Source organism: Streptomyces sp. NPDC006733 (genome assembly GCF_040636125.1).
Taxonomy (GTDB): Bacteria; Actinomycetota; Actinomycetes; order Streptomycetales; family Streptomycetaceae; genus Actinacidiphila.
The window spans coordinates 136,097-162,834 of the sequence record NZ_JBEYJD010000016.1; the positions used below are offsets into that span (position 1 = coordinate 136,097).

At 73.1% G+C, this 26,738-nt stretch carries 27 protein-coding genes; 9 read left to right on the forward strand and 18 right to left on the reverse strand.

Translation table 11 applies throughout. The annotated features are described in order from the left end of the window. The first annotated feature begins 37 nt into the window (after window positions 1-37). Window positions 38-346 carry a WhiB family transcriptional regulator gene (locus tag ABZ721_RS16620; protein WP_277439662.1) on the forward strand — a complete coding sequence of 103 codons (309 nt, stop codon included), beginning with the start codon at window positions 38-40 and terminating at the stop codon, window positions 344-346. 79 nt (window positions 347-425) lie between these two features. On the opposite strand, the gene ABZ721_RS16625 is transcribed toward ABZ721_RS16620, so the two are convergent. Continuing rightward, the gene (locus tag ABZ721_RS16625; RefSeq protein ID WP_358789328.1) at window positions 426-1,331 is read right to left on the reverse strand and encodes a LysR family transcriptional regulator; all 906 of its coding nucleotides are present in this window, start codon (window positions 1,329-1,331) and stop codon (window positions 426-428) included. Window positions 1,332-1,510: 179 nt separating this feature from the next. On the opposite strand from ABZ721_RS16625, the gene ABZ721_RS16630 reads away from it, so the two are divergent. Genes ABZ721_RS16630 through ABZ721_RS16645 form a run of 4 tightly spaced genes read left to right on the forward strand, consistent with a single transcriptional unit; the run spans window position 1,511 to window position 4,645 of the window. After that, window positions 1,511-2,494, forward strand: coding sequence for an aminotransferase class V-fold PLP-dependent enzyme (locus tag ABZ721_RS16630; protein ID WP_358789361.1), 984 nt, complete (start codon window positions 1,511-1,513; stop codon window positions 2,492-2,494). 28 nt (window positions 2,495-2,522) lie between these two features. Then, a complete protein-coding gene (locus ABZ721_RS16635) occupies window positions 2,523-3,188 on the forward strand; it encodes an MOSC domain-containing protein (protein ID WP_358789329.1) in 666 nt (221 codons plus the stop codon). 9 nt (window positions 3,189-3,197) lie between these two features. After that, window positions 3,198-3,848: an MOSC domain-containing protein gene (locus ABZ721_RS16640; protein ID WP_358789330.1), complete on the forward strand. Its 651-nt coding sequence runs from the start codon at window positions 3,198-3,200 to the stop codon at window positions 3,846-3,848. 29 nt (window positions 3,849-3,877) lie between these two features. Further along, entirely contained in the window at window positions 3,878-4,645 is a 768-nt protein-coding gene (locus tag ABZ721_RS16645) for an SDR family oxidoreductase (RefSeq protein ID WP_358789331.1), read from the forward strand. Window positions 4,646-4,707: 62 nt separating this feature from the next. On the opposite strand, the gene groL is transcribed toward ABZ721_RS16645, so the two are convergent. Both groL and groES read right to left on the reverse strand, forming a co-directional pair. Next, the gene (groL, locus tag ABZ721_RS16650; RefSeq protein ID WP_358789332.1) at window positions 4,708-6,333 is read right to left on the reverse strand and encodes a chaperonin GroEL; all 1,626 of its coding nucleotides are present in this window, start codon (window positions 6,331-6,333) and stop codon (window positions 4,708-4,710) included. 110 nt (window positions 6,334-6,443) lie between these two features. Next, window positions 6,444-6,752, reverse strand: a complete 309-nt coding sequence (gene groES, locus ABZ721_RS16655) for a co-chaperone GroES (protein WP_138352939.1) — start codon at window positions 6,750-6,752, stop codon at window positions 6,444-6,446. Window positions 6,753-6,980: 228 nt separating this feature from the next. Here groES and ABZ721_RS16660 point away from each other — a divergent pair, with 228 nt between their 5' ends. Further along, complete coding sequence (locus ABZ721_RS16660; RefSeq protein WP_358789333.1) at window positions 6,981-8,276, forward strand: methyltransferase domain-containing protein; 1,296 nt, start codon at window positions 6,981-6,983, stop codon at window positions 8,274-8,276. Here the strand turns inward: ABZ721_RS16660 and ABZ721_RS16665 are convergent. The 5 genes from ABZ721_RS16665 to tsaB are packed head-to-tail and all read right to left on the reverse strand — an operon-like array spanning window position 8,267 to window position 11,661. Beyond that, complete coding sequence (locus tag ABZ721_RS16665) at window positions 8,267-9,109, reverse strand: polysaccharide deacetylase family protein (RefSeq protein WP_358789334.1); 843 nt, start codon at window positions 9,107-9,109, stop codon at window positions 8,267-8,269. The genes ABZ721_RS16660 and ABZ721_RS16665 overlap by 10 nt on opposite strands. Window positions 9,110-9,118: 9 nt before the next feature. After that, window positions 9,119-9,370, reverse strand: a complete 252-nt coding sequence (locus ABZ721_RS16670) for a hypothetical protein (protein WP_358789335.1) — start codon at window positions 9,368-9,370, stop codon at window positions 9,119-9,121. Continuing rightward, complete coding sequence (tsaD, locus tag ABZ721_RS16675) at window positions 9,370-10,482, reverse strand: tRNA (adenosine(37)-N6)-threonylcarbamoyltransferase complex transferase subunit TsaD (protein ID WP_358789336.1); 1,113 nt, start codon at window positions 10,480-10,482, stop codon at window positions 9,370-9,372. Before tsaD ends, ABZ721_RS16670 begins: the two co-directional genes overlap by 1 nt. Continuing rightward, window positions 10,475-11,002 (reverse strand): ribosomal protein S18-alanine N-acetyltransferase, encoded by a 528-nt coding sequence (rimI, locus tag ABZ721_RS16680; RefSeq protein WP_358789337.1) that lies wholly within the window; start codon window positions 11,000-11,002, stop codon window positions 10,475-10,477. The genes tsaD and rimI overlap by 8 nt, the downstream gene beginning before the upstream one ends. After that, window positions 10,999-11,661 carry a tRNA (adenosine(37)-N6)-threonylcarbamoyltransferase complex dimerization subunit type 1 TsaB gene (gene tsaB / locus ABZ721_RS16685; RefSeq protein ID WP_358789338.1) on the reverse strand — a complete coding sequence of 221 codons (663 nt, stop codon included), beginning with the start codon at window positions 11,659-11,661 and terminating at the stop codon, window positions 10,999-11,001. The genes rimI and tsaB overlap by 4 nt, the downstream gene beginning before the upstream one ends. A gap of 163 nt (window positions 11,662-11,824) precedes the next feature. On the opposite strand from tsaB, the gene ABZ721_RS16690 reads away from it, so the two are divergent. Beyond that, complete coding sequence (locus ABZ721_RS16690; RefSeq protein WP_358789339.1) at window positions 11,825-12,382, forward strand: hypothetical protein; 558 nt, start codon at window positions 11,825-11,827, stop codon at window positions 12,380-12,382. A 389-nt stretch (window positions 12,383-12,771) separates the two neighbouring features. Here ABZ721_RS16690 and tsaE read toward each other — a convergent pair whose 3' ends face one another. The 6 genes from tsaE to glmS all read right to left on the reverse strand — a co-directional run bounded on the left by tsaE (window position 12,772) and on the right by glmS (window position 19,732). Then, window positions 12,772-13,377 (reverse strand): tRNA (adenosine(37)-N6)-threonylcarbamoyltransferase complex ATPase subunit type 1 TsaE, encoded by a 606-nt coding sequence (tsaE, locus tag ABZ721_RS16695; RefSeq protein ID WP_358789340.1) that lies wholly within the window; start codon window positions 13,375-13,377, stop codon window positions 12,772-12,774. 56 nt (window positions 13,378-13,433) lie between these two features. After that, a complete protein-coding gene (locus ABZ721_RS16700) occupies window positions 13,434-14,663 on the reverse strand; it encodes an alpha/beta hydrolase (protein ID WP_358789341.1) in 1,230 nt (409 codons plus the stop codon). A 10-nt stretch (window positions 14,664-14,673) separates the two neighbouring features. After that, on the reverse strand, window positions 14,674-15,831 hold the full coding sequence (gene alr / locus ABZ721_RS16705; RefSeq protein WP_358789342.1) for an alanine racemase: 1,158 nt from the start codon (window positions 15,829-15,831) through the stop codon (window positions 14,674-14,676). A gap of 59 nt (window positions 15,832-15,890) precedes the next feature. Next, entirely contained in the window at window positions 15,891-17,354 is a 1,464-nt protein-coding gene (locus ABZ721_RS16710) for an NAD(P)H-hydrate dehydratase (protein WP_358789343.1), read from the reverse strand. A 165-nt stretch (window positions 17,355-17,519) separates the two neighbouring features. Continuing rightward, entirely contained in the window at window positions 17,520-17,888 is a 369-nt protein-coding gene (locus tag ABZ721_RS16715) for a holo-ACP synthase (protein ID WP_358789344.1), read from the reverse strand. Further along, the gene (gene glmS, locus ABZ721_RS16720) at window positions 17,885-19,732 is read right to left on the reverse strand and encodes a glutamine--fructose-6-phosphate transaminase (isomerizing) (RefSeq protein WP_358789345.1); all 1,848 of its coding nucleotides are present in this window, start codon (window positions 19,730-19,732) and stop codon (window positions 17,885-17,887) included. Before glmS ends, ABZ721_RS16715 begins: the two co-directional genes overlap by 4 nt. A 108-nt stretch (window positions 19,733-19,840) precedes the next feature. Here glmS and coaA point away from each other — a divergent pair, with 108 nt between their 5' ends. After that, window positions 19,841-20,836, forward strand: coding sequence for a type I pantothenate kinase (coaA, locus tag ABZ721_RS16725; protein WP_358789346.1), 996 nt, complete (start codon window positions 19,841-19,843; stop codon window positions 20,834-20,836). Between the two features lie 70 nt (window positions 20,837-20,906). Here coaA and glmM read toward each other — a convergent pair whose 3' ends face one another. The 4 genes from glmM to ABZ721_RS16745 form a co-directional block, all read right to left on the reverse strand. Beyond that, on the reverse strand, window positions 20,907-22,265 hold the full coding sequence (glmM, locus tag ABZ721_RS16730; RefSeq protein WP_358789347.1) for a phosphoglucosamine mutase: 1,359 nt from the start codon (window positions 22,263-22,265) through the stop codon (window positions 20,907-20,909). Between the two features lie 118 nt (window positions 22,266-22,383). Further along, window positions 22,384-22,932, reverse strand: a complete 549-nt coding sequence (gene rpsI / locus ABZ721_RS16735; RefSeq protein ID WP_277439641.1) for a 30S ribosomal protein S9 — start codon at window positions 22,930-22,932, stop codon at window positions 22,384-22,386. Between the two features lie 42 nt (window positions 22,933-22,974). Beyond that, window positions 22,975-23,418, reverse strand: a complete 444-nt coding sequence (rplM, locus tag ABZ721_RS16740) for a 50S ribosomal protein L13 (RefSeq protein ID WP_269276287.1) — start codon at window positions 23,416-23,418, stop codon at window positions 22,975-22,977. Between the two features lie 264 nt (window positions 23,419-23,682). Then, window positions 23,683-25,302, reverse strand: a complete 1,620-nt coding sequence (locus ABZ721_RS16745) for an ATP-binding cassette domain-containing protein (protein WP_358789348.1) — start codon at window positions 25,300-25,302, stop codon at window positions 23,683-23,685. A gap of 124 nt (window positions 25,303-25,426) precedes the next feature. Between ABZ721_RS16745 and ABZ721_RS16750 the strand changes: the two genes are divergently transcribed. Continuing rightward, window positions 25,427-26,647 carry a hypothetical protein gene (locus ABZ721_RS16750; RefSeq protein ID WP_358789349.1) on the forward strand — a complete coding sequence of 407 codons (1,221 nt, stop codon included), beginning with the start codon at window positions 25,427-25,429 and terminating at the stop codon, window positions 26,645-26,647. Window positions 26,648-26,738: the final 91 nt, after the last annotated feature.

Genomic DNA, 26,738 nt, shown 5'->3' on the forward strand with positions numbered 1-26,738 from the left:
ACCTGGCTCCTCACCACACCCTTCGAGGGGATGAGCAATGGCAGACTTCTCCCGCCTTCCGGGACCGAACGCCGATCTATGGGACTGGCAGTTGGTCGCGGCGTGCCGCGGCGTCGACAGCTCTCTGTTCTTCCACCCGGAAGGCGAGCGCGGTGCCGCACGAAGTGCCCGCGAGGCCTCCGCCAAGGAGGTCTGCATGCGCTGCCCGGTGCGCGCGGAGTGCGCGACGCACGCGCTGGCCGTCCGAGAGCCCTACGGAGTGTGGGGCGGACTGACGGAGGACGAACGCGAAGAGATGATGGGCCGCTCGCGGCACCGGCTGATGACCATGCAGCCGACGAACTGAAGAATCGTTTCTGCAGCTGAGGTGCGGGCTTCCGCGCCCGCTCCGCGGCCGAGGTGCGGGCTCTCGCGCCCGCCCCTGATCAGCGCAGTCCTGCCCGCGCCAGCCGGCCGAGCATCATGTCCACGGCCGGCACCTGGGCCAGGTCGGGCAGCGTGAGGGCCACCACCTCGCGCTGCACGGCCGGCAGCACCTCCAGCACCGCGACGCCCTTGGGCCGCACCGCCTCCAGCGCCAGCTCGGGCAGCACCGCGACGCCGAGCCCGGCCGCGACCAGACCCACCACCGCCGGGTAGTCGTCCGTCGCGAAGTCGATGCGCGGGGTGAACCCCGCGCGCTCGCACACCTCCACCAGATGGCGGCGGCAGCGCGGGCAGCCCGCGATCCACTCCTCCTCCGCCAGCTCCTCGATCCGCACCGGCCGGTCCCCGGCCGCGAGCCGGTGCCCACCCGGCACCAGCCCGACCAGCCGGTCGGTGAGCAGCGGCCGGACGACGAGGTCGTCCCACTGCTCCTCCGCCGGGGTCGGCAGATCGACGTACCGGAACGCCAGCGTGATGTCGCAGTCCCCCGCCCGGAGCATCTCCACGGACTTCGGGGGCTCCGCCTCGACCAGCGAGATCTTGGTGCCGGGGTAGGCGGCGCGCATCCCGGCGACCGCGGTCGGCACCAGCGTCGAACTGCCCGACGGGAACGACGACAGCCGCACCCGTCCGGCGCGCAGCCCCGCGATGGCCGCGACCTCCTCCTCGGCGGCCGTCAGGCCCGCCAGGATCCCGGCCGCGTGCCGGACCAGCGCCTCGCCGGCCTCCGTCAGCCGCATCTCGCGGCCGGTCCTGATCAGCAGGGTCGTCCCCGCGGAAGTCTCCAGCGCCTTCATCTGCTGGCTGACGGCGGGCTGGGTGCAGCCCAGCTCCCGGGCGGCGGCGGAGAACGAACCGGTCCTGGCCACGGCGCGGAGCACCCTGAGATGACGTGCCTCGATCATGCTCCAACCATAAGCGATACTTGGGGTAACAGCGAAGTTATTCGCAATAGACTTTGAGAGCGGGGAGCGGCAGGCTCGACGACATGAACCCTCTCACCGCTTCCGTGCCGGAGACCGGGCCGGCCGGCGACGCGTTCGCCGCGATCGCACCGGGCACGTCGTACCTCAACACCGCCACGATGGGGCTGCCGCCCACCCGGACGGCCGAGGCGCTGCGCGCGGCCGTCGACGAGTCGGCCGCCGGGCGGCCGCCCCACGACCGGTACGAGGCCGCCGTCGCCGCCGCCCGCGCGTCGTTCGCCCGGCTGCTGTCCACCCCCGTCGAACGGGTCGCCATCGGCTCGACGGTCGCCACGAGCGTCGGCAAGATCGCCGCGCGGCTGCCGGCGGGCGCCGAAGTGCTCGTCGCCGACGGCGACTTCAGCTCGCTGGTCAACCCGTTCGCCGGCCGCGGCGACCTGGCCGTGCGCTCCGTCCCGCTGCCGGAGCTGGCGGCGCAGGTGCGGCCGGGTACGGCGCTCGTCGCCGTCAGCGCCGTCCAGTCGGCCGACGGACGCGTGGCCGACCTCCCGGCGATCCGCGCCGCGGCCGCCGCGCACGGAGCGCGCACCCTCGTCGACGCCACCCAGGCGGCCGGCTGGCTGCCGCTGCGCGCCGACGACTTCGACTACCTCGTCTGCGGCTCCTTCAAGTGGCTCCTCGGCGCGCACGGCGTCTCCTTCCTCACCGTCCGCCCCGGCTGCGAGGACGGCCTGTCCCCCGCCTTCGCGGGCTGGTACGCGGGCGACGACCCCTGGTCGGAGTGTTACGGCCCGGTCACCCGGCTGGCGACCACGGCGCGGCGGTTCGACGCGTCGCCCGCGTACCTCGGGTTCGTGGCGGCGGCGTCCTCACTGGCGCTGATCGAGGAGGTGGGGGTGGCGGCGATCCACCGCCACGACGTGGCACTGGCGGAGGCGTTCCGGGCCGGGGTGTCGGCCCTCGGCTTCCCGCCGGTCGGCGAGGGCGGCTCGGCGATCGTCTCGGTCCCGGGGCTGCCCGCGGCGGGCCTGGCGGAGGCGGGGGTGACGCTGTCGTCCCGCGCGGGGAACCTGCGGTTCGCCTTCCACCTGTACAACACCTCCGCCGACATGGAGCGGGCGTTGTCCGTCCTGCGGGCGTGAGCCCGCACGGCCCGCCTACAGTCGGAGCATGATGCTGCTGTCGGTCAACGTCGGGGTCCCGCAGGCCAATCCGTGGAAGAAGCTCGCCGCCACCGGGATCGACAAGCGCCCCGTGGAGGGGCCGGTACGGGTGGACGCCCCGGGGGCCAAGGGGACCGGCGCCGTCGGTCTGGCCGGGGACCGGGCCTATGACGTGAAGCACCACGGCGGGAGCGACCAGGCCGTCTACGCCTACGCGCGGGAGGACCTCGACGGGTGGCAGGAGGAGCTCGGCCGGACGCTGCCCAACGGGGTGTTCGGGGAGAACCTCACCACCACCGGCCTCGACGTGAACGGCGCGCTGATCGGGGAGCGGTGGCGGGTGGGGCCCGAGGTGGTGCTGGAGGTGTCGGCGCCGCGGATTCCCTGCGTGACCTTCGAGGGGTGGCTCGGCCGGCCGGGATGGCTCAAGCGGTTCACCGCCGCCGCCGTGCCCGGGGCGTATCTGCGGGTGGTCACGGCGGGCGCGATCCGCGCGGGGGACGCGGTGGAGATCACCGGGCGGCCGGAGCACGACGTGACGGTCGCGCTGACGTTCCGGGCGATGACCGCCGAGCCGGAGCTGCTGCCGCGGCTGCTCGTCGCGGACGCGCTGCCCGCGGAGGATCTGGAATGGGTCCGCCGGAGGGTCGCCGGGCGGGGGGCGCGACCGTAAGGTGCACGCATGTCGCGACTCCTGTCACTCAACGTCGGCCGCTCGATGGCCGTCGACTACTCGAATCCCGGGCGGACCGGTATCGACAAGCGGCCCGTCCAGGGGCCGGTGGCCGTCGCCGATCCGGGGCCGCAGGGGGTCGCGGGCAGCGGGCTCGCGGGGGACGACGTCGTCGACCGGCGGTTCCACGGCGGGGACGACCAGGCCGTGTACGCGTTCGCGCGGGAGGACCTGGACCGGTGGGAGAAGGTGCTCGGGCGCGAACTCCCGAGCGGGGTCTTCGGGGAGAACTTCACGACGGCCGGCCTGGAGGTCAACTCCGCGCTGGTCGGCGAGCGCTGGCGGGTCGGCGGGGCGGTGCTGGAGGTGACGTCGCCGCGCATCCCGTGCCGGACCTTCGCCGTGTGGATGCACGAGCAGGGCTGGGTGCGGCGCTTCACCCAGGACGCCAGGCCCGGCGCCTTCCTGCGGGTGGTCGAGCCGGGCACGGTGCGGGCCGGCGACCCGATAACCGTGCTGTCGCGGCCCGATCACGAGGTGACCGTCGAGTTCCTGTTCCGGGCCATGACGACCGAGGCGGAGCTGCTGCCGCGGACGCTGGCGGCGATCGGCGTCATCAACCGGGCCTACGCGGAGTCGATCCGCAAGCGGCTCGGCTGACCTCGGCCGACGTCGGCTAACTTCGGGGCATGACGACTTCACTGATCACCGGCGCGACAGCAGGGATCGGCGCCGCCTTCGCGCGCCGGCTCGCGAGCGACGGGCACGCCCTGGTCCTCGTCGCCCGCGACGAGAAGCGGCTCGACGAGTACGCCGCGGAGCTGCGCCGGCGGTACGGGGTGCCGGTCGAGGTGCTGGCCGCGGACCTGACCGACGAGGCCGGGATCGCCGCGGTCGAGGCCCGGCTCGCCGACCGGGTCGACGTGCTGGTCAACAACGCCGGGTTCGGCAACCGCGGGACGTTCCTGGAAGCCCCGATGGCCGACGAGCTGGCCATGCTGAAGCTGCACTGCGAGGCGGTGCTGCGGCTGTCGGGCGCGGCGGCGCTGTCGATGCGCGAGCGCGGCCGGGGGTTCGTGATCAACGTGGCCTCGGTGGCGGCCTTCATGCCGCGCGGCACCTACTCGGCCAGCAAGTCCTGGGTGGTGCGCTTCACCGAGGGGGTCGCGGCCGAACTGGCGGGCAGCGGGGTGCGGTTCATGGCGCTGTGCCCGGGGTTCGTGCGCACCGAGTTCCACCAGCGGGCCGGGATGAACGCGGACAACGTGCCGGACTGGGCGTGGCTCGACGCCGACAAGGTGGTCGCCGCGGCCCTGCGCGACCTGGCCCGGGGGAAGACGGTGAGCGTGCCCGACGTCCGCTACAAGGCGGCGGTCGCGCTGGCGCGGCACCTGCCCAGCCGGGTCTTCAGCGGCGTCTCGACGAAGGCCGGCCGGAAGTACGACCCGAAGAACTGAGCCGGGAACGGGCGAGGCCCGGCCACCCCCGAGGGGGTGCCGGGCCTCGCCACGTGGTGGTGTCAGTGCGAGTGGCCGTGGCCGCCGTGACCGGCGTCCGCCTCTTCCTCGGCCGGCTTCTCGACGACCAGGGTCTCGGTCGTGAGCAGCAGGGCCGCGATGGAAGCGGCGTTCTCCAGCGCGGAGCGGGTGACCTTGACCGGGTCGATGACGCCGGACTTCACGAGGTCGCCGTACTCGCCGGTGGCGGCGTTGAAGCCGTGACCGGCCTCCAGCTCCGCGACCTTGGAGGTGATGACGTAGCCCTCGAGGCCCGCGTTCTCCGCGATCCAGCGCAGCGGCTCGACAGCGGCGCGGCGCACGACCGCGACACCCGTGGCCTCGTCGCCGGTCAGGCCGAGGTTGCCCTCGAGGACCTTGACGGCGTGGACGAGAGCGGAGCCACCGCCGGAGACGATGCCCTCCTCGACCGCGGCGCGGGTCGCCGAGATGGCGTCCTCGAGACGGTGCTTCTTCTCCTTGAGCTCCACCTCGGTGGCCGCGCCGACCTTGATGACGCAGACGCCGCCGGCGAGCTTCGCCAGGCGCTCCTGGAGCTTCTCGCGGTCCCAGTCCGAGTCGGTCGAGGCGATCTCGGCCTTGATCTGGGCGACACGGCCGTCGATCTCGGTCTTGTCACCGGCACCGTCGACGATGGTGGTGTCGTCCTTGGAGATGGTCACGCGGCGGGCGGTGCCCAGCAGGTCCAGACCGGCCTGGTCGAGCTTGAGGCCGACCTCCTCGGCGATGACGGTCGCACCCGTGAGGGTCGCGATGTCGCCGAGCATGGCCTTGCGGCGGTCGCCGAAGCCCGGGGCCTTCACCGCGACGGCGTTGAAGGTGCCGCGGATCTTGTTGACGACGAGGGTGGAGAGCGCCTCGCCCTCGACGTCCTCGGCGATGATCAGCAGCGGCTTGGACGCGCCGGCCTGGATGACCTTCTCCAGCAGCGGCAGCAGGTCCTGGATCGAGGAGATCTTGCCCTGGTGGATCAGGATGTACGGGTCGTCGAGGACGGCCTCCATACGCTCCTGGTCGCTGACGAAGTAGGGCGACAGGTAGCCCTTGTCGAAGGCCATGCCCTCGGTGAAGTCCAGCTCCAGGCCGAAGGTGTTGGACTCCTCGACGGTGATGACACCGTCCTTGCCGACCTTGTCCATCGCCTCGGCGATGAGCTCGCCGACCTGCTTGTCCTGGGCGGACAGACCGGCGACGGCCGCGATGTCCTCCTTGCCCTCGATCGCGCGGGCGGTCTTCAGCAGCTCCTCGGAGACAGCCTTGACCGCGGCGTCGATGCCCTTCTTCAGGGAGGCGGGGGAAGCGCCGGCGGCGACGTTGCGCAGGCCCTCGCGGACCAGTGCCTGGGCCAGCACGGTGGCGGTGGTGGTGCCGTCACCCGCGATGTCGTTGGTCTTGGTCGCCACCTCCTTCACGAGCTGGGCGCCCAGGTTCTCGTACGGGTCGTCGAGCTCGACCTCACGCGCGATGGTGACACCGTCGTTGGTGATGGTCGGCGCGCCGAACTTCTTGTCGATGACGACGTTGCGGCCCTTGGGACCGATCGTCACCTTCACGGTGTCGGCAAGCTTGTTGACGCCACGCTCAAGGGCGCGACGGGCGTCCTCGTCAAACTTCAGGATCTTCGGCACTACGTCCTACCTCGTCTTTTCCTCGTCAAAGACCAAACCCCGGGCGCCGGGTCAGTAGACACGGATCACCCGGGGGAAGGTCACGGCTGCTGCTTAGTGGTGAAGCAGACCTACTTCTCGATGACCGCGAGAACGTCGCGGGCCGAGAGGACGAGGTACTCCTCGCCGTTGTACTTCACCTCGGTGCCGCCGTACTTGCTGTAGAGCACGACGTCGCCGACGGAAACGTCGAGCGGAAGACGGTTACCGTCCTCGAAGCGGCCCGGGCCCACGGCCAGGACGACGCCCTCCTGGGGCTTCTCCTTGGCGGTGTCCGGGATGACCAGGCCGGAGGCCGTGGTCTGCTCAGCCTCGAGCGCCTGGACCACGATGCGGTCCTCGAGCGGCTTGATGGCAACCTTGCTGCTGGCGGTCGTCACGTTCCGACCTCCCCCTTCAAAGGGCTAACGGGAGTGTCTGTCTGGGTGGCGACCTGGTAGGCCCGTCGTCGCGGGTGCCGGACCTGCCCGTCGCTGTTGTGCTGGCACTCGGCAGTGCTGAGTGCCAGAACTGAGACTAGGACGGCTTTAGCACTCGGTCAAGCGGAGTGCCAACGGAGCGCCGCCGCGCGGTGCCCGGCAGCCCCCCTGCCGGGGGACAATCAGAGCGTGGATCTCGACGCTTTCTCCTCACTGCTGACCCCCGCAGGCCAGGCCCTGCTGGGGTCGCTGCGCGACTACGACCCCGCCCGCGAGCTGGCGGAGGCGACCCGGCTGCGGCGGGACCACCCGTCGGAACTGGTCTCCGCCGTCCTCGGCCAGGCCCGGCTGCGGCAGCGCGGGGAGGCGAAGTTCGGGGCGGACGCCTACCGGATGTACTTCACCCCCGACGGGGTGGAACAGGCCACCCGCACGGAGGTCGCGGCCTACCGGGCGGAGCGCTTCACGGCGCTGGGCGTGCGGCGGCTGGCCGACCTGTGCTGCGGGATCGGCGGCGACGCCATCGCGCTCGCGCGGGCCGGCGTGGAGGTGCTGGCGGTCGACCGGGACCCGCTGACCTGCGCGGTCGCCGAGGCCAACGCGCGGTCGCTGGGGCTCGCCGAACTGATCGAGGTGCGCTGCGCCGACGTCGCGGAGGTCGACACCGGCGGTTACGACGCCGTCTTCGTCGACCCGGCGAGGCGCGGCGGCCGAACGGGCGGGGCCCCGCGACGGGGGTACCCCCGGACGGAGTCCGGGGGAGGGTCGGCGAGGGGCGGTGGTCGGGCGACGGGAGGGCGGATCTTCGATCCCGAGGCGTACTCGCCGACGCTCTCCTGGGCGATCGGGGCCGCCCGCCAGGTGCCGGTCGCCGCCCTGAAGGTCGCGCCGGGCATCCCGCACGATGCCGTCCCCGACGACGCCGCCGCGGAGTGGATCTCGTACCGCGGGGACGTGAAGGAGGCCGTGCTGTGGTTCGGCAAGGACCCCGGCTCGGTGGGCGCCACCCTGCTGCCCGGCGGCACGGCCCTGTGGACCGGCGCCCCGCTGCCCGACCCGAGCGTCGGCCCGGTCGGCCGGTACCTCTACGAGCCCGACGGCGCGGTGATCCGCGCCCACCTGGTCGCGGAGGTCGCGGAGCGGGTCGGCGGCCGGCTGATCGACGAGACGATCGCGTACGTCACCGCCGACGAGCTGCGCCCGACGCCGTTCGCGACGGCGTACGAGATCACCGACGTGCTGCCGTTCGGCCTCAAGAAGCTCAAGGCGCTGCTGCGGCAGCGCGGGGTCGGCGTCGCCGTCATCAAGAAGCGCGGCTCCGCGATCGAGCCGGAGGAGCTGCGCAAGCGGCTCAAACTGGAGGGCCCGCACTCCGTGACGGTCTTCCTGACCCGCGTGGCGGGCGCGCCGTCGATGCTGCTGGGCCGGCCGGTGCAGGGGCCGCCCGTGCAGGGGCCGCCTGTGGGGGCGCCGGCTCAGACGTAGTCCTCCAGCCGGGCCACGGTGAAGCCCTGCGCGGATATCTCGCGCAGCATGTTGGCGGTCATCGTGGTCATGGAGGTGCCCTTGAGCTCCGACGGGCCGCGGAAGTGGGCCAGGATGATGTCGCCGGGGTGCAGCTTCTTGTCGCCGCGCTGGTACTGCATGCCCTTGATCTGCATGGACTCGCGCCACAGGACGATCGCCTGGACCCCGCAGGACTTCGCGGCGGCCTTGGTGGCCTCGTTGAGGTTGCCGTAGGGCGGCCGGAAGAGGCGGGGCGTGGTGCCGTACTCGGCCTTCAGCTTCGTCTGCTGGGCGCAGATCTCGTGGCGCTGGGCGGACTCCGGCTCGGTCCGCAGGTTCGGGTGCGTCAGCGTGTGGTTCTGTATCGGGTTGCCGAGCTTCTGGAGCGGCTTGAAGTACCCGTAGTCGTTCCGGATGATGTCGTCGGTCAGGAACATCGTGAAGGGGACCTTCAGTTCGCCCATCATGGTGACGAACTTCGGGTCCTTCTCCGCGCCGTCGTCGAAGGTGACGAAGACGATCTTCTCCTTGGTGGGGATGTCACTGACCACGGGCGGCACCCCGGCGCCGGTCCTGACCGGCTTCACCTTCGGCGGGGCCGGGACCGGCGCCATCGGCTCGATCTTCCACTTGGCGAACGCGGCGGCCGTGTCCGCGTCGGCGCCGGGCGCCGTGCTCCCGTCCTGGGACGGGGCTGCGGCGGGACCCGTTCCGGAGGCGGTCGGCGCGGCCTTCGGCGAGGGCGCGCCCGACGAGCATCCGGTGACGAGCAGGAGACCGGAAACGATCAGTCCTGCCGCTTTTATGCGCATGTGGAAACCCTAAGCTGTTCGTTCAAACCGCCATCTGTGTACTGAACGATGCAGAAAAGCAGCCGGGGGTTCCGCCAGCTCGGGCAGCTCGGCCTCGTAGGGCGCGTCCCACCAGGTGATGACGAGCACCCGCTCACCGGGCGCGGAGAAGTGCTCGCGACGCAGCGGGGCCGGGTCCAGCTCCTGGGCGCGGACCCATTCCAGCAGCTCGGCGCCGCGCCCCTCGGCCGCCCGCGCCTCCCACATCAGGGCGACGGTCATCAGTACAGGTTGTCCTTGCTCAGCTCGTGCACATGGTCGTGGTCGTGCGCGGCGGCGTGGTCGTGCGTGTGGCCCGGGACGGAGACCTCGGTGACCGGCAGCGAGGAGTCGGCCGGCAGGTCCCAGGTCGACGCCGGCCGGTTCCGCGCCACCATCTCCGCGCCGAGCGCCGCGACCATGGCGCCGTTGTCCGTGCACAGCTCCCGCCGGGGCACCCGCAGCACGATGCCCGCGTCCTCGCAGCGCTCCAGCGCCAGCGAGCGCAGCCGCGAGTTGGCCGCGACACCGCCGCCGATCATCAGGTGGTCGACGCCGTTCTCCTTGCAGGCGCGCAGCGCCTTGCGGGTCAGCACGTCCACCACCGCCTCCTGGAACGACGCGGCCACGTCCGCCACGGGCACGTCCATGCCCTCCCGGCGGCGCGCCTCCACCCAGCGGGCGACGGCCGTCTTCAACCCGGAGAAGGAGAAGTCGTACGGCGCGTCGCGCGGGCCGGTCAGCCCGCGCGGGAACCTGATCGCCTTCGGGTCGCCGTCGCGGGCCTGCCGGTCGACGGCCGGGCCGCCGGGGAAGCCGAGCCCGAGCACCCGGGCGACCTTGTCGAACGCCTCGCCCGCCGCGTCGTCGATGGTCGAGCCCAGCGGCCGCACGTCGCTGGTGATGTCGGGCGCGAGCAGCAGCGACGAGTGGCCGCCGGAGACCAGCAGCGCCATCGTCGGCTCGGGCAGCGCGCCGTGCTCCAGCTGGTCCACGCAGATGTGCGAGGCGAGGTGGTTGACCCCGTAGAGCGGCTTGCCGAGCGCGTAGGCGTACGCCTTGGCGGCGCTCACCCCGACCAGCAGCGCGCCCGCGAGCCCGGGGCCGGCGGTGACGGCGATGCCGTCGAGGTCGCTCGCCGCGACCCCCGCCTCCTTCAGGGCACGCTGGATCGTGGGGACCATCGCCTCCAGGTGGGCGCGGCTGGCGATCTCGGGCACCACGCCGCCGTAGCGCGCGTGGTCGTCCACGCTGGACGCCACCGCGTCGGCGAGCAGGGTGTGCCCGCGGACGATCCCGACACCGGTCTCGTCGCAGGAGGTCTCGATACCGAGGACAAGCGGCTCGTCAGCCATCAGTTGCGGTTCCTTGTACGGAGGAGGGGTCGGTCATGCGCATCACGAGGGCGTCGACGTTGCCCGGTTGGTAGTAGCCCTTGCGGAAGCCGATCGGCTCGAAGCCGAAGCGCTCGTAGAGCCGTTGGGCACGGAGGTTGTCGACCCGGACCTCGAGCAGCACCTCGTGGCACTCGAAGGCGGTGGCCTGCTGCATCAGGTCGGCGAGGAGGCGGGCGCCGAGGCCGGAGCCCCAGTGGTCGCGGGCGGCGGCGATGGTCTGCACGTCGCCGGTCCCGGCGATCGCGGCGAGTCCCGCGTACCCGACCAGCCGGCCCCCGACGGTGCCCCCGGCTCCCCCGGCTCCCTCGGCGGCCTCCTCGGCCACGATGTAGTGCCGGCTCGCCAGCGGGTGCCGCGCGTCGGCCAGCTCGGACCAGAACATGCCGCGCGACCAGGCGTCCTCGGGGAAGAGCTCCAGCTCCAGCTCCATCACCGCGTCCAGGTCCCACCAGCGCATCGCGCGCAGTGTCACCGTCACTTGGGCAGGACCGCCTTGTAGCCGGCCGGCACCTGGGCGTCGGGCCGCCGCAGGTACAGCGGCAGCGCGGGCGCGAACTCGGCACCCTCCGCGAGCCGTACGGCGCCGAGGGCGGCCAGCGCGGCGGCGGACTGGTGCTCCGGGGCCCGGACGTCCGTGAAGACCTCCGGGTACAGGGCGGCACCGGCGCCGACGGCGGGCAGCCCCGCGACCGTCCGCTCCAGGTCGGCGGGACGGTCGACGGCCGGCTCGGTCACGCGCTCGCGCGGACCGGCGTAGCGGGCCCAGTAGACCTCTTTGCGGCGGGCGTCGGTGACCACCACGAACGGCCCCTCGACGCCGGCGAGGCCGGCCGCGTAGGCGATCCCGTCGAGGGTGCAGATGCCGTGCACCGGCACGCCGAGCGCGTCGCCGAAGGCGGCGGCGGTCACCAGGCCGACCCGCAGGCCCGTGTACGGCCCGGGTCCGGTCCCGACGACGATGCCGGTCACGTCGCCGATCGCCGCACCGGCCTCGGTCAGCACCCGGTCGACGGCCGGCATGAGCAGTTCTCCGTGCCGCCGGGCGTCGACGACCGTCGACTCGGCGAGCACCCGCCCGCCGTCGTGGAGCGCGGCGGTCACGGCGGGGGTGGCGGTGTCAAAAGCAAGCAGAAGCACGGTGCCACCCTACGGCCCCGCCCGCACCGCCGGGCCGGGCGTGGCGGCCGTACGCCGGGGCCGTGACACCGGGCCCCCGGGGCCCGCCGCGCGGTGGTCCCGCGGGCCCCGGCTGCTACCGTCGACCACAGCCCGCAAACCCTTCCGGAGGAGCGAACCAACCGTGCCAAGGATCGGGTCGGGGACCCTCGTGACCGGCCTCACCGCTGCCGCGCTCGCCGTCATCGCCGTGCTGGCCGTCCAGGCCTCCGGTTCCGCGGCCGACCGTCCCGTGACGGCCCTCCCCTCGAACTCGGCCTCCACCGCGCCCCCGGCCAAGGTGCCGCCGGTCGCGAAGGTGCCGACGCTGCCCGCCGACTCCGGCAGCGGCAAGCGCGTGGTCTACGGGCTGAAGGAGAACCGGGTCTGGCTGGTGGACGACGCGGGGAAGGTACTGCGCACGTTCGTCGTCACGCCCGGCACCGTCGATCCCGCGCCCGGCCGCTACAAGGTCACCTCGCGCACCTCGCGCGGCACCGGCGGCGACGGGGTCAAGATCGAGCACGTCGTGCGGTTCGCGACCGTCGGTGCCACCGTCATCGGTTTCAGCGCGGCGGTCGACGGCTCGATGCCCACCCCGGACCCGGAGAAGAAGACCGGCGGCATCCGGGAGGCGCCCGCCGACGGTGACGCGCTGTGGAAGCTCGCGGTGTACGAGACGAAGGTCGTCGTCGTCCGCTGAGCGCCTCCGCCGAACCGCGCGGTCACGGGCGCCCCGGGCGCGGATTCCTCCGGACGAGTGAACGGGGAGCGGCCGCTACGCGGCGGTCCGGCGTTCGCCGTCCTTCTCGTCCGGCGGGGTGGAGACGGCCGTCGCCGCCGCGCCCGCCGCCAGCAGTTCGCTCATCGACGGCAGTGCCGGGATGGCGGGAACCCCCGGGGTCGCTGGGGCAGCCGGGACCGCGGGGACTGCGGCGGGCTTCGGTGCGCCCGAAGGGCCATGAGCCGGCATGCGTGCCTCCTGAGGGAATGTAGGCAGCCTCGACCAACATCTGCACTCCCATGCGACCACGCCGGGCCACCCGCGCGCAACATCTTCCCGACACGTTGTCGGAACGCCGTGCCGCCGGGCTACGCCCCCAGCGGTGAGAGGTCCTGGTTGACCCAGCGCGGGCCGATGCCGGTGACCGTCACTTCCCGCACGTCGTCGGCCTCGGAATCGGCGTCGTCATAGGCGTCGGAATCGGCGTCGGGATCGGCGGAATCGGTGTCGGGTCCGGCAACGGCCGTGTCGTAGGCGTCGCCCAGCGTCCGCGAGATGACGACCTGCAGCCGGGCCTCGGACAGCTCCTCGACCTTCCCCTCGCCCCACTCCACGACCACCACCGACTCCGGCAGCGAGACGTCGAGGTCCAGGTCCTCCATCTCGTCGAGGCCGCCGGCCAGCCGGTACGCGTCCACGTGCACCAGGGCGGGCCCGCCGCTGAGCGACGGGTGCACCCGGGCGATCACGAAGGTCGGCGACGTCACCGCCCCCCGCACCCCCAGGCCCTCCCCCAGCCCGCGGGTCAGCGTCGTCTTGCCCGCGCCCAGTTCACCGCTGAGGAGCACCAGGTCCCCGGGGAGCAGCAGGGCGGCCAGCGCCCGGCCCAGCTCCTGCATGCGGTCGGGGGTCCGGACGGTGAGGCGGACGGATACGGAGTCGTCAGCGGTGTGCTGACCGTGCAGCGGTTCCATGTCCGCGAATGTTACGCGGCGTGGCGGAGCAGGGTCCGGCCTTCGGCCGGTCGCGGCTACGCCTCCTGTACCGCCGCCCGTACCTCCGGGAGGCCCAATTCCCGCACCGCGGGCGGCAGCGGGGCCTGGACGGCGTCCGCGGCGCGGCCCAGCAGGGCGGCCAGGTGGGCGTTGACCAGTTCCGGGTGTTCCAGCATCACCAGGTGGCCGGCGTGCTCGACGATCACCAGTTCCGCGGCGGGCAGCCGCTCGGCGATGTCGGCGCTGTGGTCGCTCGGTGTGAGCAGGTCCTTGTCACCGGCCAGGACGAGCGCCGGCTTGCCGTCCAGCACGGCCAGCGCGGCCGCCTTCTCGTGCTGGATGAACGCCGGGTAGAACTCGGCGACGACGTCGATCGGCGTCCCCTCGATCAGCCGCTCGGCGAACCGGGCGACGGACGCGTCGACGTCCGAGGCGAACGAGTACCGCTTCACGATGCCCGCGAAGAGGTCCGCGGTGGCGCGCCGGCCGCGTTCCACCAGGTCCACCTGGGTGCCGAGGATGCGCAGCACGCTCGGCGCCAGCACGCGGAACGCCCGTGCCCCGGCGGCCGGCAGACCCATCGTCATGGCCGCCAGCTTGCCCGCGGAGGTGCCGACGAAGGCGACGCCCGCCACCCGCCGCGTCACCAGGTCGGGGAACTGGTCGGCCAGCGCCATGATCGTCATGCCGCCCATGGAGTGCCCGACGAGCACCAGCGGGCCGCTGGGCGCGGCGGCGTCCAGCACCGCCTTGAGGTCGCGGCCGAGCTGGTCGATCGTGGCGGGCTCGCCCGCGACCTGGTCGCGGCCGCGCTCGGAGCGGCCGTGGCTGCGCTGGTCCCAGTAGACGGCGCGGACGCTGCCGCGCAGCGCCGCGCGCTGGAAGTGCCAGGCGTCCTGGTTCAGGCAGTAGCCGTGGCAGAACACGACGGTGAGCGGCTGCGCCTCGGCCCCGCCGGTCCGCTTGAAGATCCCCGACCAGCCGCGCCGCTGGGCCGTGGCGGGCGGCTCCACGACGTCCTCGACCTCGTAGTACAGCTCGGTGCCGTCCTCGGCGGCCACGGTGCCCGGCTCGCCGCGCAGCGTCCCGTACGGCCCGGCCGCGTCCAGCGCGAGGCGCGCCTTGCGGCGGATGCCCCGGCCGACGGTGAGCCGCTCCAGCGCCACCCCGGCGGCGGCGCCCGCCGCCACGACGCCGATCGCCGCGCCGACGAGGCCGGCGCTCTTGCCGGCCCGTTCCCACTTCGCTCCGCTGTCCATGGTCATCGTGTTCCCGCTACTCCCCTGGTACGCGTCTCCCGTTGTCGACAAGGACGCGCGGCACCCGGGTACCGATCCGCGTGACGATCTCGTAGGCGATGGTGTCCGCGGCCCGCGCCCAGTCCTCCGCGGTCGGCTCGCCCCGGTCACCCGGCCCGAACAGTACTGCCTCGTCGCCCGGCCGGGCGGCGTCGCCCCCGAGGTCGACGACGAACTGGTCCATCGCGATGCGGCCCGCGACCGTCCGCCACTTCCCGGCGACGAGGACGGGCCCGGCGTTGGACGCGTGCCGCGGGACGCCGTCGGCGTACCCCAGCGGGACGAGCGCCAGCGTCGTGTCGCCCGGGGTGACGTACTGGTGGCCGTAGCTGACCCCGTGGCCGCCCGGCACCTGCTTGACCGACGCCAGCCGCGCGGTCAGCGTCATCACCGGCCGCAGCCCGAAGTCGGCGGGGCCGCCGAGCTGCGGCACCGGCGAGATCCCGTACATGGCCACGCCGGTGCGCACCAGGTCGAAGTGCGACTCGGGGAGGGTGAGGGTGCCGGGCGAGTTCGCCAGGTGGCGCACCTCGGGGTCGAGGCCCGCGGCCTCCGCGACCGCCAGGGCGGTGCGGAACGCCGCCAGCTCGTCCGCGATCGACGGGTGGCCGGGCTCGTCGGCGCACGCGAAGTGCGACCAGACGCCGGTGACCTTGATCAGCCCGTCGGTCTCGGCCGCCCGCGCGGCGGCGGTCAGCTCCGGCCAGTCGGCCGGCTGGCAGCCGTTGCGGCCCAGGCCGGTGTCGGCCTTCAGCTGCACCCGGGCCGGGCGGCCGGCGGCCCCGGCCGCCGCGCACACCTCGCGCAGCGCCCACATCGCGCTGACCGTCACGTCGATGTCGGCCTCGATCGCGGCCCGGAACGGACCGCCGGGCGTCCACAGCCAGCACAGCAGCCGCCCGCCCAGGCCGGCGGCGCGCAGCGCCAGCGCCTCCTCGGGCGTGGCGGTGCCGAGCCAGGTCGCCCCGGCCTCCAGCGCCGCCCGCGCGCACGGCACCGCGCCGTGCCCGTAGGCGTCCGCCTTGACCACGGCCATCAACCCGGCCCCGGGGGCGCGGCCCCGCAGCGCCCTCACATTCGCCCGAAGCGCGGTCAGATCGATCTCCGCCCGGGCACGCATCACGTCGTTGTCCATCGCCCCCAGTGTCTCAGGCCGGGGCCCGGCCCCGCGCGGGTGGCGCGGGCGTACGGGGCTCAGCCGCCCGTCACCTGGCGCCACGCCGCCGGCAGGGTCGACGCGATGTCCTCGGCGGCGATGGGGGCGCCCGCGCTCGTGGCGGCGCCGGAGGCCAGCCGGGCGGACAGGCCGTGCAGGTGGGCGCCGACCGAGGCGGCGTCCCGGGGGGCGAGCCCCGCGGCCAGCAGGGAGCCGGTGAGGCCGGACAGGACGTCGCCGCTGCCCGCGGTGGCGAGCCAGGACGTGCCGGTCGGGTTGACCCGCACCGGCACGGACCGGTCCGGGGCGGCCACCAGCGTCGTCGAGCCCTTCAGGAGCACCGTGGCGCGGTACCGCTCCGCCAGCTCCCGCACGGACGCGAGCCGGGCCGCCTCGACCTCTTCGCGGGAGCACTCCAGCAGCGCCGCCGCCTCCCCCGCGTGCGGGGTGAGGACGGTGGCGGCGGAGCGCGCCCGCACCTGCTCGCGGGAGAGCAGCCGCAGCCCGTCCGCGTCGACGAGCACCGGCACGTCGGACGCGAGGACGTCGTCCACCGCCCGCCGCGCCTCCGTGCCGTCGCCGAGGCCAGGACCGACCACCCACGCCTGGACCCGGCCCGCCTGGGACGGCGGGCCCGCCGTGACGAGCGCCTCCGGGAAGCGGGCGAGCACGGCCTCCGCCCCGTGCCCGACGTACCGCACGGCGCCCGCGCCGCCGCGCAGCGCCCCCGCCACGGCGAGGACGGCCGCGCCCGGGTAGCGGGCGGACCCGGCGACGACGCCGACGACCCCGCGCCGGTACTTGTCGCTCTCGGCGGCCGGCACCGGCAGCAGCGCGGCGACGTCCGCGAACTGCAGCGCTTCGAGGTCCGGGGCCGGCAGGTCGGGGCCGAGGCCGATGTCGATCAGGCGCGGAGCGCCCGCGTGGCCGGCCGCCGGGTCGATCAGCAGGCCCGGCTTGTAGGTGCCGAAGGTGACGGTGACGTCGGCGTGCACGACCGGGCCCGCGACCTCGCCGGTGTCGGCGTCGACCCCGCTCGGCAGGTCCACGGCGACGACGGTGGCGCGGGACTCCCGCGCGGCCCGCGCCAGCGGCACGGCCTCCGGCCGCAGCCCGCCCTTCCCGCCGATGCCGACGATCCCGTCCAGGACGAGGTCGGCGCGGCCGATCACCGCGACCCCCGCGTCGGCGGCCACCGTGCGCCCGCCCGCCGCCCGCAGGGCGCCCAGCCCGCCGCCGTGCGCGCGCTCCGGCGCCAGCAGCACGGCGGTGACCGCGGCGCCGCGCCGGGCGAGCCGGGCGCCCGCGTACAGCGCGTCGCCGCCGTTGTCGCCGCTGCCGACGAGCAGGACGACGCGGGCGCCGTAGACCCGGCCGAGCAGCCCGGTGCAGGCCGCCGCCAGCCCGGCGGCGGCGCGCTGCATCAGCGCGCCCTCCGGCAGCCGCGCCATGAGCGCGCGCTCCGCCGCCCGTACGGTCCCGACGGTGTGTGCGTGCCGCATACGTCGTCCTCTCCTGGCTGGACCGCCGGGCCGCCGAGTCGCCGCCCCGCTGATCGCCGCATCGCTGTTCCGCTGCCTCACTGCCCCGCGTCACGTTCTCGCCCGGAGTCGCGTGCCCCGGGGAGTCGCGTGCCCCGGGGAGCCGCGTGCCCCGGTGCGGTACCCCTACCCCTCCGCGATCACCACCGCCGACGCGATCCCCGCGTCATGGCTGAGCGAGACGTGCCACCCGCGCACCCCCAGCTCGGCCGCCCGCCGGGCCACCGAACCCGTCACCGTGAGCCGCGGCTGACCCGTCTCCTCCGTCGTCACCTCGGCGTCCAGCCACACCAGACCCGCCGGGGCGCCCAGCGCCTTCGCCAGCGCCTCCTTGGCGGCGAAGCGCGCCGCGAGCGACGCCGTGCCGCGGGGCTCGCCGCCGGGCAGCAGCCGCTCGTTCTCGGTGAAGAGCCGGTCGGCGAGGCCGGGCGTGCGCTCCAGCGACGCGGCGAAGCGCGCGATCTCGGCGACGTCGATGCCGACTCCGATGATCATTCGACGGTCACCGACTTGGCGAGGTTGCGCGGCTGGTCGACCTCGTTGCCCCGGGCGGTGGCCAGCTCGCAGGCGAAGACCTGCAGCGGCACGGTCGCCACCAGCGGCTGCAGCAGCACCGGGGTGCGCGGGATGCGGATGATGTGGTCGGCGTACGGGACGACCGCCTCGTCGCCCTCCTCGGCGATGACGATGGTGCGGGCGCCGCGGGCCCGGATCTCCTGGATGTTGGAGACGATCTTGTCGTGCAGCACCGACCGCCCGCGCGGCGACGGGACCACCACGACCACCGGCAGGTCCTCCTCGATGAGCGCGATCGGCCCGTGCTTGAGCTCGCCCGCCGCGAACCCCTCGGCGTGCATGTACGCCAGCTCCTTGAGCTTCAGCGCGCCCTCCAGCGCCACCGGGTAGCCGACGTGCCGGCCAAGGAACAGCACCGTCTTCTTGTCCTTCAGCGAGCGCGCGAGCTCCCGCACCGGCTCCATCGTCCGCAGCACCTCCCCGACCTGGGTGGCGATCTCCGACAGCTCGCGGATCACCCCGGTGATCTCGTCGCCCCACTTGGTGCCGCGCACCTGCCCCAGGTACAGCGCGACCAGGTAGCAGGCGACGACCTGCGTCAGGAACGCCTTCGTCGAGGCGACGGCGACCTCCGGCCCGGCGTGCGTGTACAGCACGGCGTCGGACTCGCGCGGGATCGTCGAGCCGTTGGTGTTGCAGATGGCGAGCACCTTCGCGCCCTGCTCGCGGGCGTGCCGCAGCGCCATCAGGGTGTCCATCGTCTCGCCCGACTGGCTGATCGCGACGACGAGCGTGCGGTGGTCCAGGATCGGGTCCCGGTACCGGAACTCGCTCGCCAGCTCCACCTCGCAGGGCAGCCGCGTCCAGTGCTCGATCGCGTACTTGGCGATCATCCCCGCGTGGAACGCCGTCCCGCACGCCACGATCACGACCTTGTCGACCTCGCGCAGCGTCCGGTCGGGCATCCGCAGCTCGTCCAGCGTCAGCCGGCCGTCCGTGCCGATCCGGCCCAGCAGCGTGTCGGCGACCGCCTTCGGCTGCTCGGCGATCTCCTTGAGCATGAAGTAGTCGTAGCCGCCCTTCTCGGCGGCGGAGACGTCCCAGTCCACGTGGTACGGCCGCACCTCGGCCGGCTTGCCCTCGAAGTCGGTGACGCTCACGCTCTCCCGGCGCAGCTCGACGACCTGGTCCTGGCCCAGCTCGATCGCCTCGCGGGTGTACTCGATGAACGCCGCGACGTCCGACGCCAGGAAGTTCTCGCCCTCGCCCACGCCGACCACCAGCGGCGAGTTGCGGCGCGCCCCGACCACCACGTCCGGCTCGTCCGCGTGCACCGCGACCAGCGTGAACGCCCCGTCCAGCTGCCGGCACACCTGCCGCATCGCCTCCGCGAGGTCCGCCGACGAGGAGAAGTGCTCGGCGAGCAGGTGCGCCACGACCTCGGTGTCGGTCTCGGACTCCAGCGCGTGGCCCCGCTCGGCCAGCTCCGCCCGCAGCGCGGCGAAGTTCTCGATGATGCCGTTGTGCACCACCGCGACCCGCCCCGCGTTGTCCAGGTGCGGGTGGGCGTTCACATCGGTGGGGCCGCCGTGGGTCGCCCACCGGGTGTGTCCGATCCCCGTTCCGCCGGCCGGCAGCGGCTGCTGCTCCAGCAGCGCCTCCAGGTTGGCGAGCTTGCCGGCCTTCTTGGCCGCGGCCAGACCGCCGTCGGCCAGCACGGCGGTACCCGCCGAGTCATAGCCCCGGTACTCCAGCCGCCGCAGCCCGGCGACCACGACATCGAGAGCGGACCGGCCGCCCACATACCCCACGATTCCGCACATGCGACTCACCCTATGGCCGCATCGCCCCGCCGTCCCAGAGGCCCTCCGGAGGCCGCCGCACGAGCCCCGGTGCCCCCCGAGGTGAGCGGGGCGCGGCACGGCAGCACAATGGGGCGTGTGCCGACCACCGATCAGCAGCAGCGCCGACGCGCCGAGATCAGCCCGTACGTGGACCTCAGCCGCGCGGAGTGGAGCGCGCTGCGGGAGCGGACGCCCCTGCCGCTGACCGCCGACGAGGTGGAGCGGCTGCGGGGCCTGGGCGACGTCATCGACCTGGAGGAGGTGGTCGACGTCTACCTGCCGCTGTCCCGGCTGCTCAACTTGTACGTGGCCGCCCACAGCGGCCTGCGGGGCGCCCTCAACACCTTCCTCGGCGACGCGGGCAACGGGCACGGCGAGCAGCCGGGCACCCCGTTCGTCATCGGCGTGGCGGGCAGCGTCGCGGTCGGGAAGTCGACCACCGCCCGCATCCTGCGCGCGCTGCTGGCCCGCTGGCCCGAGCACCCGCGGGTGGAGCTGGTGACCACCGACGGGTTCCTGCTGCCCAACGCCGAGCTGCACCGCCGCGACCTGATGTCGCGCAAGGGCTTCCCCGAGTCGTACGACCGGCGGGCGCTGACCCGGTTCGTGGCCGACGTGAAGGCGGGCAAGGACGAGGTGACCGCGCCCGTCTACTCGCACCTGATCTACGACATCGTCCCCGGCGAGCTCCTGACGGTGCGCCGGCCCGACATCCTCATCGTCGAGGGCCTGAACGTGCTGCAGCCGGCGCTGCCCGGCAAGGACGGCCGCACCCGCGTCGGCCTCGCCGACTTCTTCGACTTCAGCGTGTACGTCGACGCCCGGACCGAGGACATCGAGCAGTGGTACCTCGGCCGGTTCCGCAAGCTGCGGGAGACCGCGTTCCAGAACCCGTTCTCGTACTTCCGCAAGTACACGCAGGTCTCGGAGGCGGAGGCGCTGGAGTACGCCCAGCTGATGTGGCGGACCGTCAACCGGCCCAACCTGCAGCAGAACGTGCTGCCGACGCGCAGCCGGGCCACGCTGGTGCTGCGCAAGGGCCCGCAGCACAAGGTGCAGCGGCTGTCGCTGCGCAAGCTCTGAACGGACCCCGGACGCCGGAGAGCGCGCCGCCCGGTCCGGGTGGCGCGCTCTCCCCTGTGCACAGCGGCGGCTAGCCCAGGACGGACTTCACGACGTCGGCCAGCCGGCCCGCGACGGAGCGCGCCTGGTCGATGTCGGCGGCCTCGACCATGACGCGGACCAGCGGCTCGGTGCCGGAGGAGCGCAGCAGCACCCGTCCGGTGGTGCCCAGTTCGCGTTCGGCCTCGGCGACAGCGGCCGCCAGCTCGGGCGCGGTGTCGACGCGGCTCTTGTCGACGTCCGGCACGTTCACCAGCACCTGCGGGAGGCGCTGCATGACGCCGGCCAGGTCGGCCAGCGTGCGGCCGGTGGAGGCGACCCGGGCGGCCAGCAGCAGGCCGGTCAGCGTGCCGTCACCGGTGGTGGCGTGGTCCAGGACGATGACGTGGCCGGACTGCTCGCCGCCGAGCGCGTAGCCGTGCTCCTTCATCGACTCCAGGACGTAGCGGTCGCCGACCGCGGTCTCCACGAGGTTGATGCCCTCGCGCTCCATCGCCTGCTTGAAGCCGAGGTTCGACATCACGGTGCCGACCACGGTGTTCTCCCGCAGCCCGCCCCGCTCGCGCAGGTCCAGGGCGAGCACGGCCAGGATCTGGTCGCCGTCGACCTCGTTGCCGTCGCCGTCGATGGCCAGGCAGCGGTCCGCGTCACCGTCATGGGCGATGCCGAAGTCCGCGCCGTGCTCGACGACGGCGTCCTTGAGCAGCTCCAGGTGCGTGGAGCCGCAGCCGTCGTTGATGTTCAGGCCGTCGGGCTGGGCGCCGATCGTCACGATCTCGGCACCGGCCCGGGAGAACGCCTCGGGCGACACCCAGGCGGCGGCGCCGTGCGCCTCGTCCAGGACGATCTTCAGTCCGTCGAGCCGGTTCGGCAGCACGCCGATGAGGTGCGCGACGTACTGGTCGAAACCCTCGGTGTAGTCCTTCACCCGGCCGACGCCGGCACCGGTCGGCCGGTCCCAGGGCTCGCCCGCGCGGTGCTCCTCGTAGATCCGCTCGATGCGGTCCTCCAGGGCGTCGTCGAGCTTGTGGCCGCCGCGGGCGAGGAACTTGACACCGTTGTCCGGCATCGCGTTGTGGCTGGCGGAGAGCATCACGCCGAGGTCGGCACCCAGCGCGCCGGTGAGATACGCCACCGCTGGGGTGGGCAGCACACCGACCCGCAGGACGTCCACGCCGGCGCTCGCGAGGCCCGCCACGATGGCGGCCTCCAGAAACTCCCCCGAAGCACGCGGATCGCGCCCGACCACGGCCACCGGCCGATGACCCCGGAACGAGCCTGCCTCAGCGAGCACATGAGCCGCCGCGACGGACAGGCCGAGCGCGAGCTCGGCGGTGAGGTCCGCGTTGGCGACGCCGCGCACGCCGTCCGTGCCGAAGAGTCGTCCCACTGTTATTCCTCCGAGTATGGGAGCCATGGGCGTTACTGACAGGTATACGCCCTGGTCGGTAAATAGCGAACGCCCCGGAGGCACACGAAGTGCCTCCGGGGCGAACGCCGAGCCGTGATTAGCGCTTGCTGAACTGCGGCGCCTTACGGGCCTTCTTCAGACCGGCCTTCTTGCGCTCGACCGCACGGTCGTCACGCGTCAGGAATCCGGCCTTCTTGAGGGCGGCGCGGTTGTTGTCCGTGTCCGCCTCGTTCAGCGCACGGGCAACACCGAGGCGCAGCGCACCGGCCTGGCCGGAGATGCCGCCGCCACCGATACGCGCGATGACGTCGTAGCGGTTGTCGAGCTCGAGGAGCTTGAACGGCTCGTTGACTTCCTGCTGGTGCACCTTGTTCGGGAAGTAACCCTCGAGGGTGCGACCGTTGATCTTCCACTTGCCAGAGCCCGGCACGATGCGGACACGGGCGATGGACTGCTTGCGGCGGCCGGTGCCGGCTGCCGGCTGCGGGTCGCCGAAGCGGCCCGCGAGAGACTCGGAGGTGTACTCCTCCGGAGCGTCCGACTCCGAGGTGTACTCCGAAGGAGCCTCCTCGGACCCGAAGGCCTCGACGGTCTCGGTGGTGTCGTCAGCCTCGACGACGGGGGCCTCGGTAGTGGTCTCAGCCACGATTCTCCTCAGATGCTTTCTGCTGGTAGCTGGTGGCCGGGACTACTGCGAGACCTGGCTGATCACGAACGGGACCGGCTGCTGCGCAGCGTGCGGGTGGTCGGTGCCCGCGTAGACCTTCAGCTTCGAGAGCATCTGACGGCCCAGGGTGTTCTTCGGGATCATGCCCTTGATGGCCTTCTCGACGGCCTTCTCGGGGTTCTTGTCGAGCAGCTCGTCGTAACGGACGGAGCGCAGACCACCCGGGAAGCCAGAGTGGCGGTAGGCCATCTTCTGGGACTTCTTGTTGCCGGACAGGTGAACCTTGTCGGCGTTGATGATGATGACGAAGTCACCGGTGTCAACGTGCGGGGCGTACACAGGCTTGTGCTTGCCCCGGAGAAGGTTCGCGGCCTGAGAGGCCAGACGGCCCAGGACAACGTCCTGCGCGTCGATGACGTGCCACTGGCGAGTTACATCGCCGGGCTTGGGGCTGAACGTACGCACGGTCGTAGCCTTCGCTTCTTCAGAGAGTGGAGTCCTGACAAGGCCACCCGGACGATCACGACAGCCTGGCAGGACGCGGGGACGCAACCCGGTACTACCGCTGGTGTTCGGCCCGGCGGACCGGCGTAAGGGCCTCTCACGTGAGAACGAGCAAGCCAATACGCATAACGAACTCGCAGAATACCCGGCTTCGACCGTACGGGTCAAAACGCGCCCCGATGCCCTGGTCAGGGCCCTTGTCGTCATCCGTCCGCGACCTTCCGGTCACCGCTTGCGTTCCACCCGCCGTTCATCCCAGACCGGCTCCGTCGACTCGCGGACGACACCGTCGGAACCGAAAACCAGATAGCGGTCGAAGGAGCGGGCGAACCAGCGGTCGTGCGTCACCGCGAGGACCGTGCCGTCGTAGGCCTCCAGGCCCTCCTGGAGCGCCTCGGCGCTCTCCAGGTCCAGGTTGTCCGTCGGCTCGTCCAGCAGCAGCGCAGTGGTGCCCGCCAGCTCCATCAGCAGGATCTGGAAGCGGGCCTGCTGGCCCCCGGAGAGGCTGCCGAAGTTCTGGTCGCCCTGGCGCTCCAGCTCGTAGCGGCGCAGCACGCCCATCGCCCGGCCGCGGTCGTGCGCGTTCTCGGTCCACAGGATGTCGACCAGCGAGCGCCCCTCCAGCTCCGGGTGCGCGTGGGTCTGCGCGAAGTGGCCGGGCACCACCCGGGCGCCGAGCTTCCAGGAGCCGGTGTGCTGGACGTCCTGGCCGGCGAGCAGCCGCAGGAAGTGTGATTTACCCGACCCGTTGGAGCCGAGCACCGCGACCCGCTCGCCGTAGTAGATCTCCAGGTCGAACGGCTTCATCAGCCCCGTGAGCTCCAGCCCCTCGCAGGTCACCGCCCGCACCCCGGTCCGGCCGCCGCGCAGCCGCATCTTGATGTCCTGCTCGCGCGGCGGCTCCTGCGGGGCCCCCGCGTCCTCGAAGCGCTTCAGCCGGGTCTGGGCCGCGTGGTAGCGCGAGGCCATGTCCGGACTGATCGCCGCCTGCTGGCGCAGCCGGAAGACCATCTGCTTGATCTTGGTGTGTTCTTCCTCCCACCGGCGCCGCAGCTCCTCGAACCGCGCGAAGCGGTCCTTGCGCGCCTGGTGGTACGTGCCGAAGCCCCCGCCGTGCACCCACACGTCCGAACCCGCGGGACCCGGCTCCACGCTGACGATGCGCTCGGCGGAGCGGGCCAGCAGCTCCCGGTCGTGGGAGACGAACAGCACGGTCTTCTTGGTCTGCGCGAGCTGCTCCTCCAGCCAGCGCTTGCCCGGCACGTCCAGATAGTTGTCCGGCTCGTCCAGCAGCAGCACCTCGTCGGTGCCGCGCAGCAGCGCCTCCAGCACCAGGCGCTTCTGCTCGCCGCCGGAGAGCGTCTTGACCTCGCGCCACTGCGCCCGCTCGTACGGGACGCCCAGCGCGGACAGGGTGCACATGTCCCACATGTTCTCGGCCTCGTAGCCGTGCGCCTCCGCCCAGTCGCTGAGCGCGTGCGCGTACGCCATCTGGGCCGGTTCGTCGTCCTGCGCCATGATCGCCAGCTCGGCCGCGTCCACGGCCTTCGCCGCCGCCCTGATCCGCGCCCGCGACACGGAGACCAGCAGGTCCCGCACCGTCCGGTCGTCCCGGACCGAGCCCACGAACTGCGGCATGACGCCGAGGCCGCCGCTGATGGTCACCGAGCCGCCGTCCGGCTTGAGCTCTCCCGAGATCAGCCGCAGCAGTGTCGTCTTGCCCGCGCCGTTCGCCCCGACCAGAGCGACCTTGGCGCCTTCACCCACCCGGAACGAGACGTCGCCGAGCAGCACCCGTCCATCCGGAAGGTAGTACTCCAGGTGTGCCGCCTCTACATGTCCCATAACCCAGGATTCTCGCCCCTGCCGGGGCCCCGGCCCAAACCGATTTCCGGCGGCCGGGCACCGGGCTCCGGGGCCGCCCGGATCGGGCGTCCCGGCGGCCCGTCCGCCGAATATGATGCGCGTCATGACTGATGGGCCGACGCCTTCCCACGACCCGCGCCAGGGCTTGCCGGCGCCCACTCCGCCCGAGTCCGAGGGCGGACCCCGGCGCGAGGTGCTGGAGGGGCGGGTCATCCCGTCCCGGCCGCTCCCCTACCAGGCGGGGCCGCCCGCGCCGGCCGCCCCGCAGGCACCGCGGATACCCGACGGCGCGGACCCGCGGCAGCCGGACCCGTACGGCCGCGGCGCGCAGGGCCGGCCGCCCGCCGGCGCCCAGCAGCCGCAGCAGCCCGCCCAGGCCCAGCCGCACCCCCAGCGGCCCGCGCCGGGCTCCCCCGACGCCGCGCAGGCCCCCGCCTGGGCCCCGCCGGCGAGCGGCCTGGCCGCCGGCGCCCCGCCGTCCTTCCCGCAGCAGCCGCAGGGCCCCGCGGCCGGCCCCGGCGGCTTCCCGCAGACCGCGCCGTCCAGCGCCCCCGACTGGGGAGCGCTCGCCGCGGAGCGCGAGCGGGCGGCCAAGCGCCGCAAGCTGTTCCTGATCGGCGGCGGAGCGCTCGCCGCCGTGGCCGTCGCGGGGATCGTCGCGGCCGCCGTCGTGGCGTCGAACAAGAGCGACGGCAAGCCGAAGGCGGGCCCGACCACCCCGGCCGCCTCGCAGCCCCTGCCGCCGGAGCCGTCGTTCTCCTCGGTCGCCCCGCCGCCGCCGAAGAACCCGCTGGACTACATCTCCACGGCCAAGAAGGACACCGCCCCCATCAGCGCGGAGACCCTCTTCCCCGGCAAGCTGATGACGATCGCGGGCCGCACGTACACCAGGACCGCCGGCACCCAGACGACGAGCTGCGCCACGGCCGCCACCGACGGGCTCGCGACGGCGCTGCCGCAGAACAAGTGCCGGCAGGTGATCCGGGCGACCTACGTGCTGGGCAACGCGGCGGTCACCGTCGGCGTCGCGGTCTTCGACGGCAAGGCGCCCGCCGACAAGGCCAAGGCCACCCTGCACTTCCTGCTGCCGCTCAACGGCGGCGGCGTCCCCGCGTTCTGCCACAACGTGTCCTGCTGGACGACGTCCAACGCGGTCGGCCGCTACGCCTACTACACGATCGCCGGGCCCAAGAACGGCACGAGCGCCACCAGCGCCGACACCGCGTCCAAGCAGGCCGGGGTCGACGCGTCCAACTTCGCCTTCGAGCGCATCGTGCAGCGCGGCAAGGACGCGGCGGCGCGCGAGACGGCCGCGGGCAGCTAGGTCGTGTCTTCACATCCTCGTCTGGTCGGCGGGGTCTGGCACGCACGCTCGCGGCGTTGTCGTCGGTCGCCTACGCTCCGCGTGGACTCCC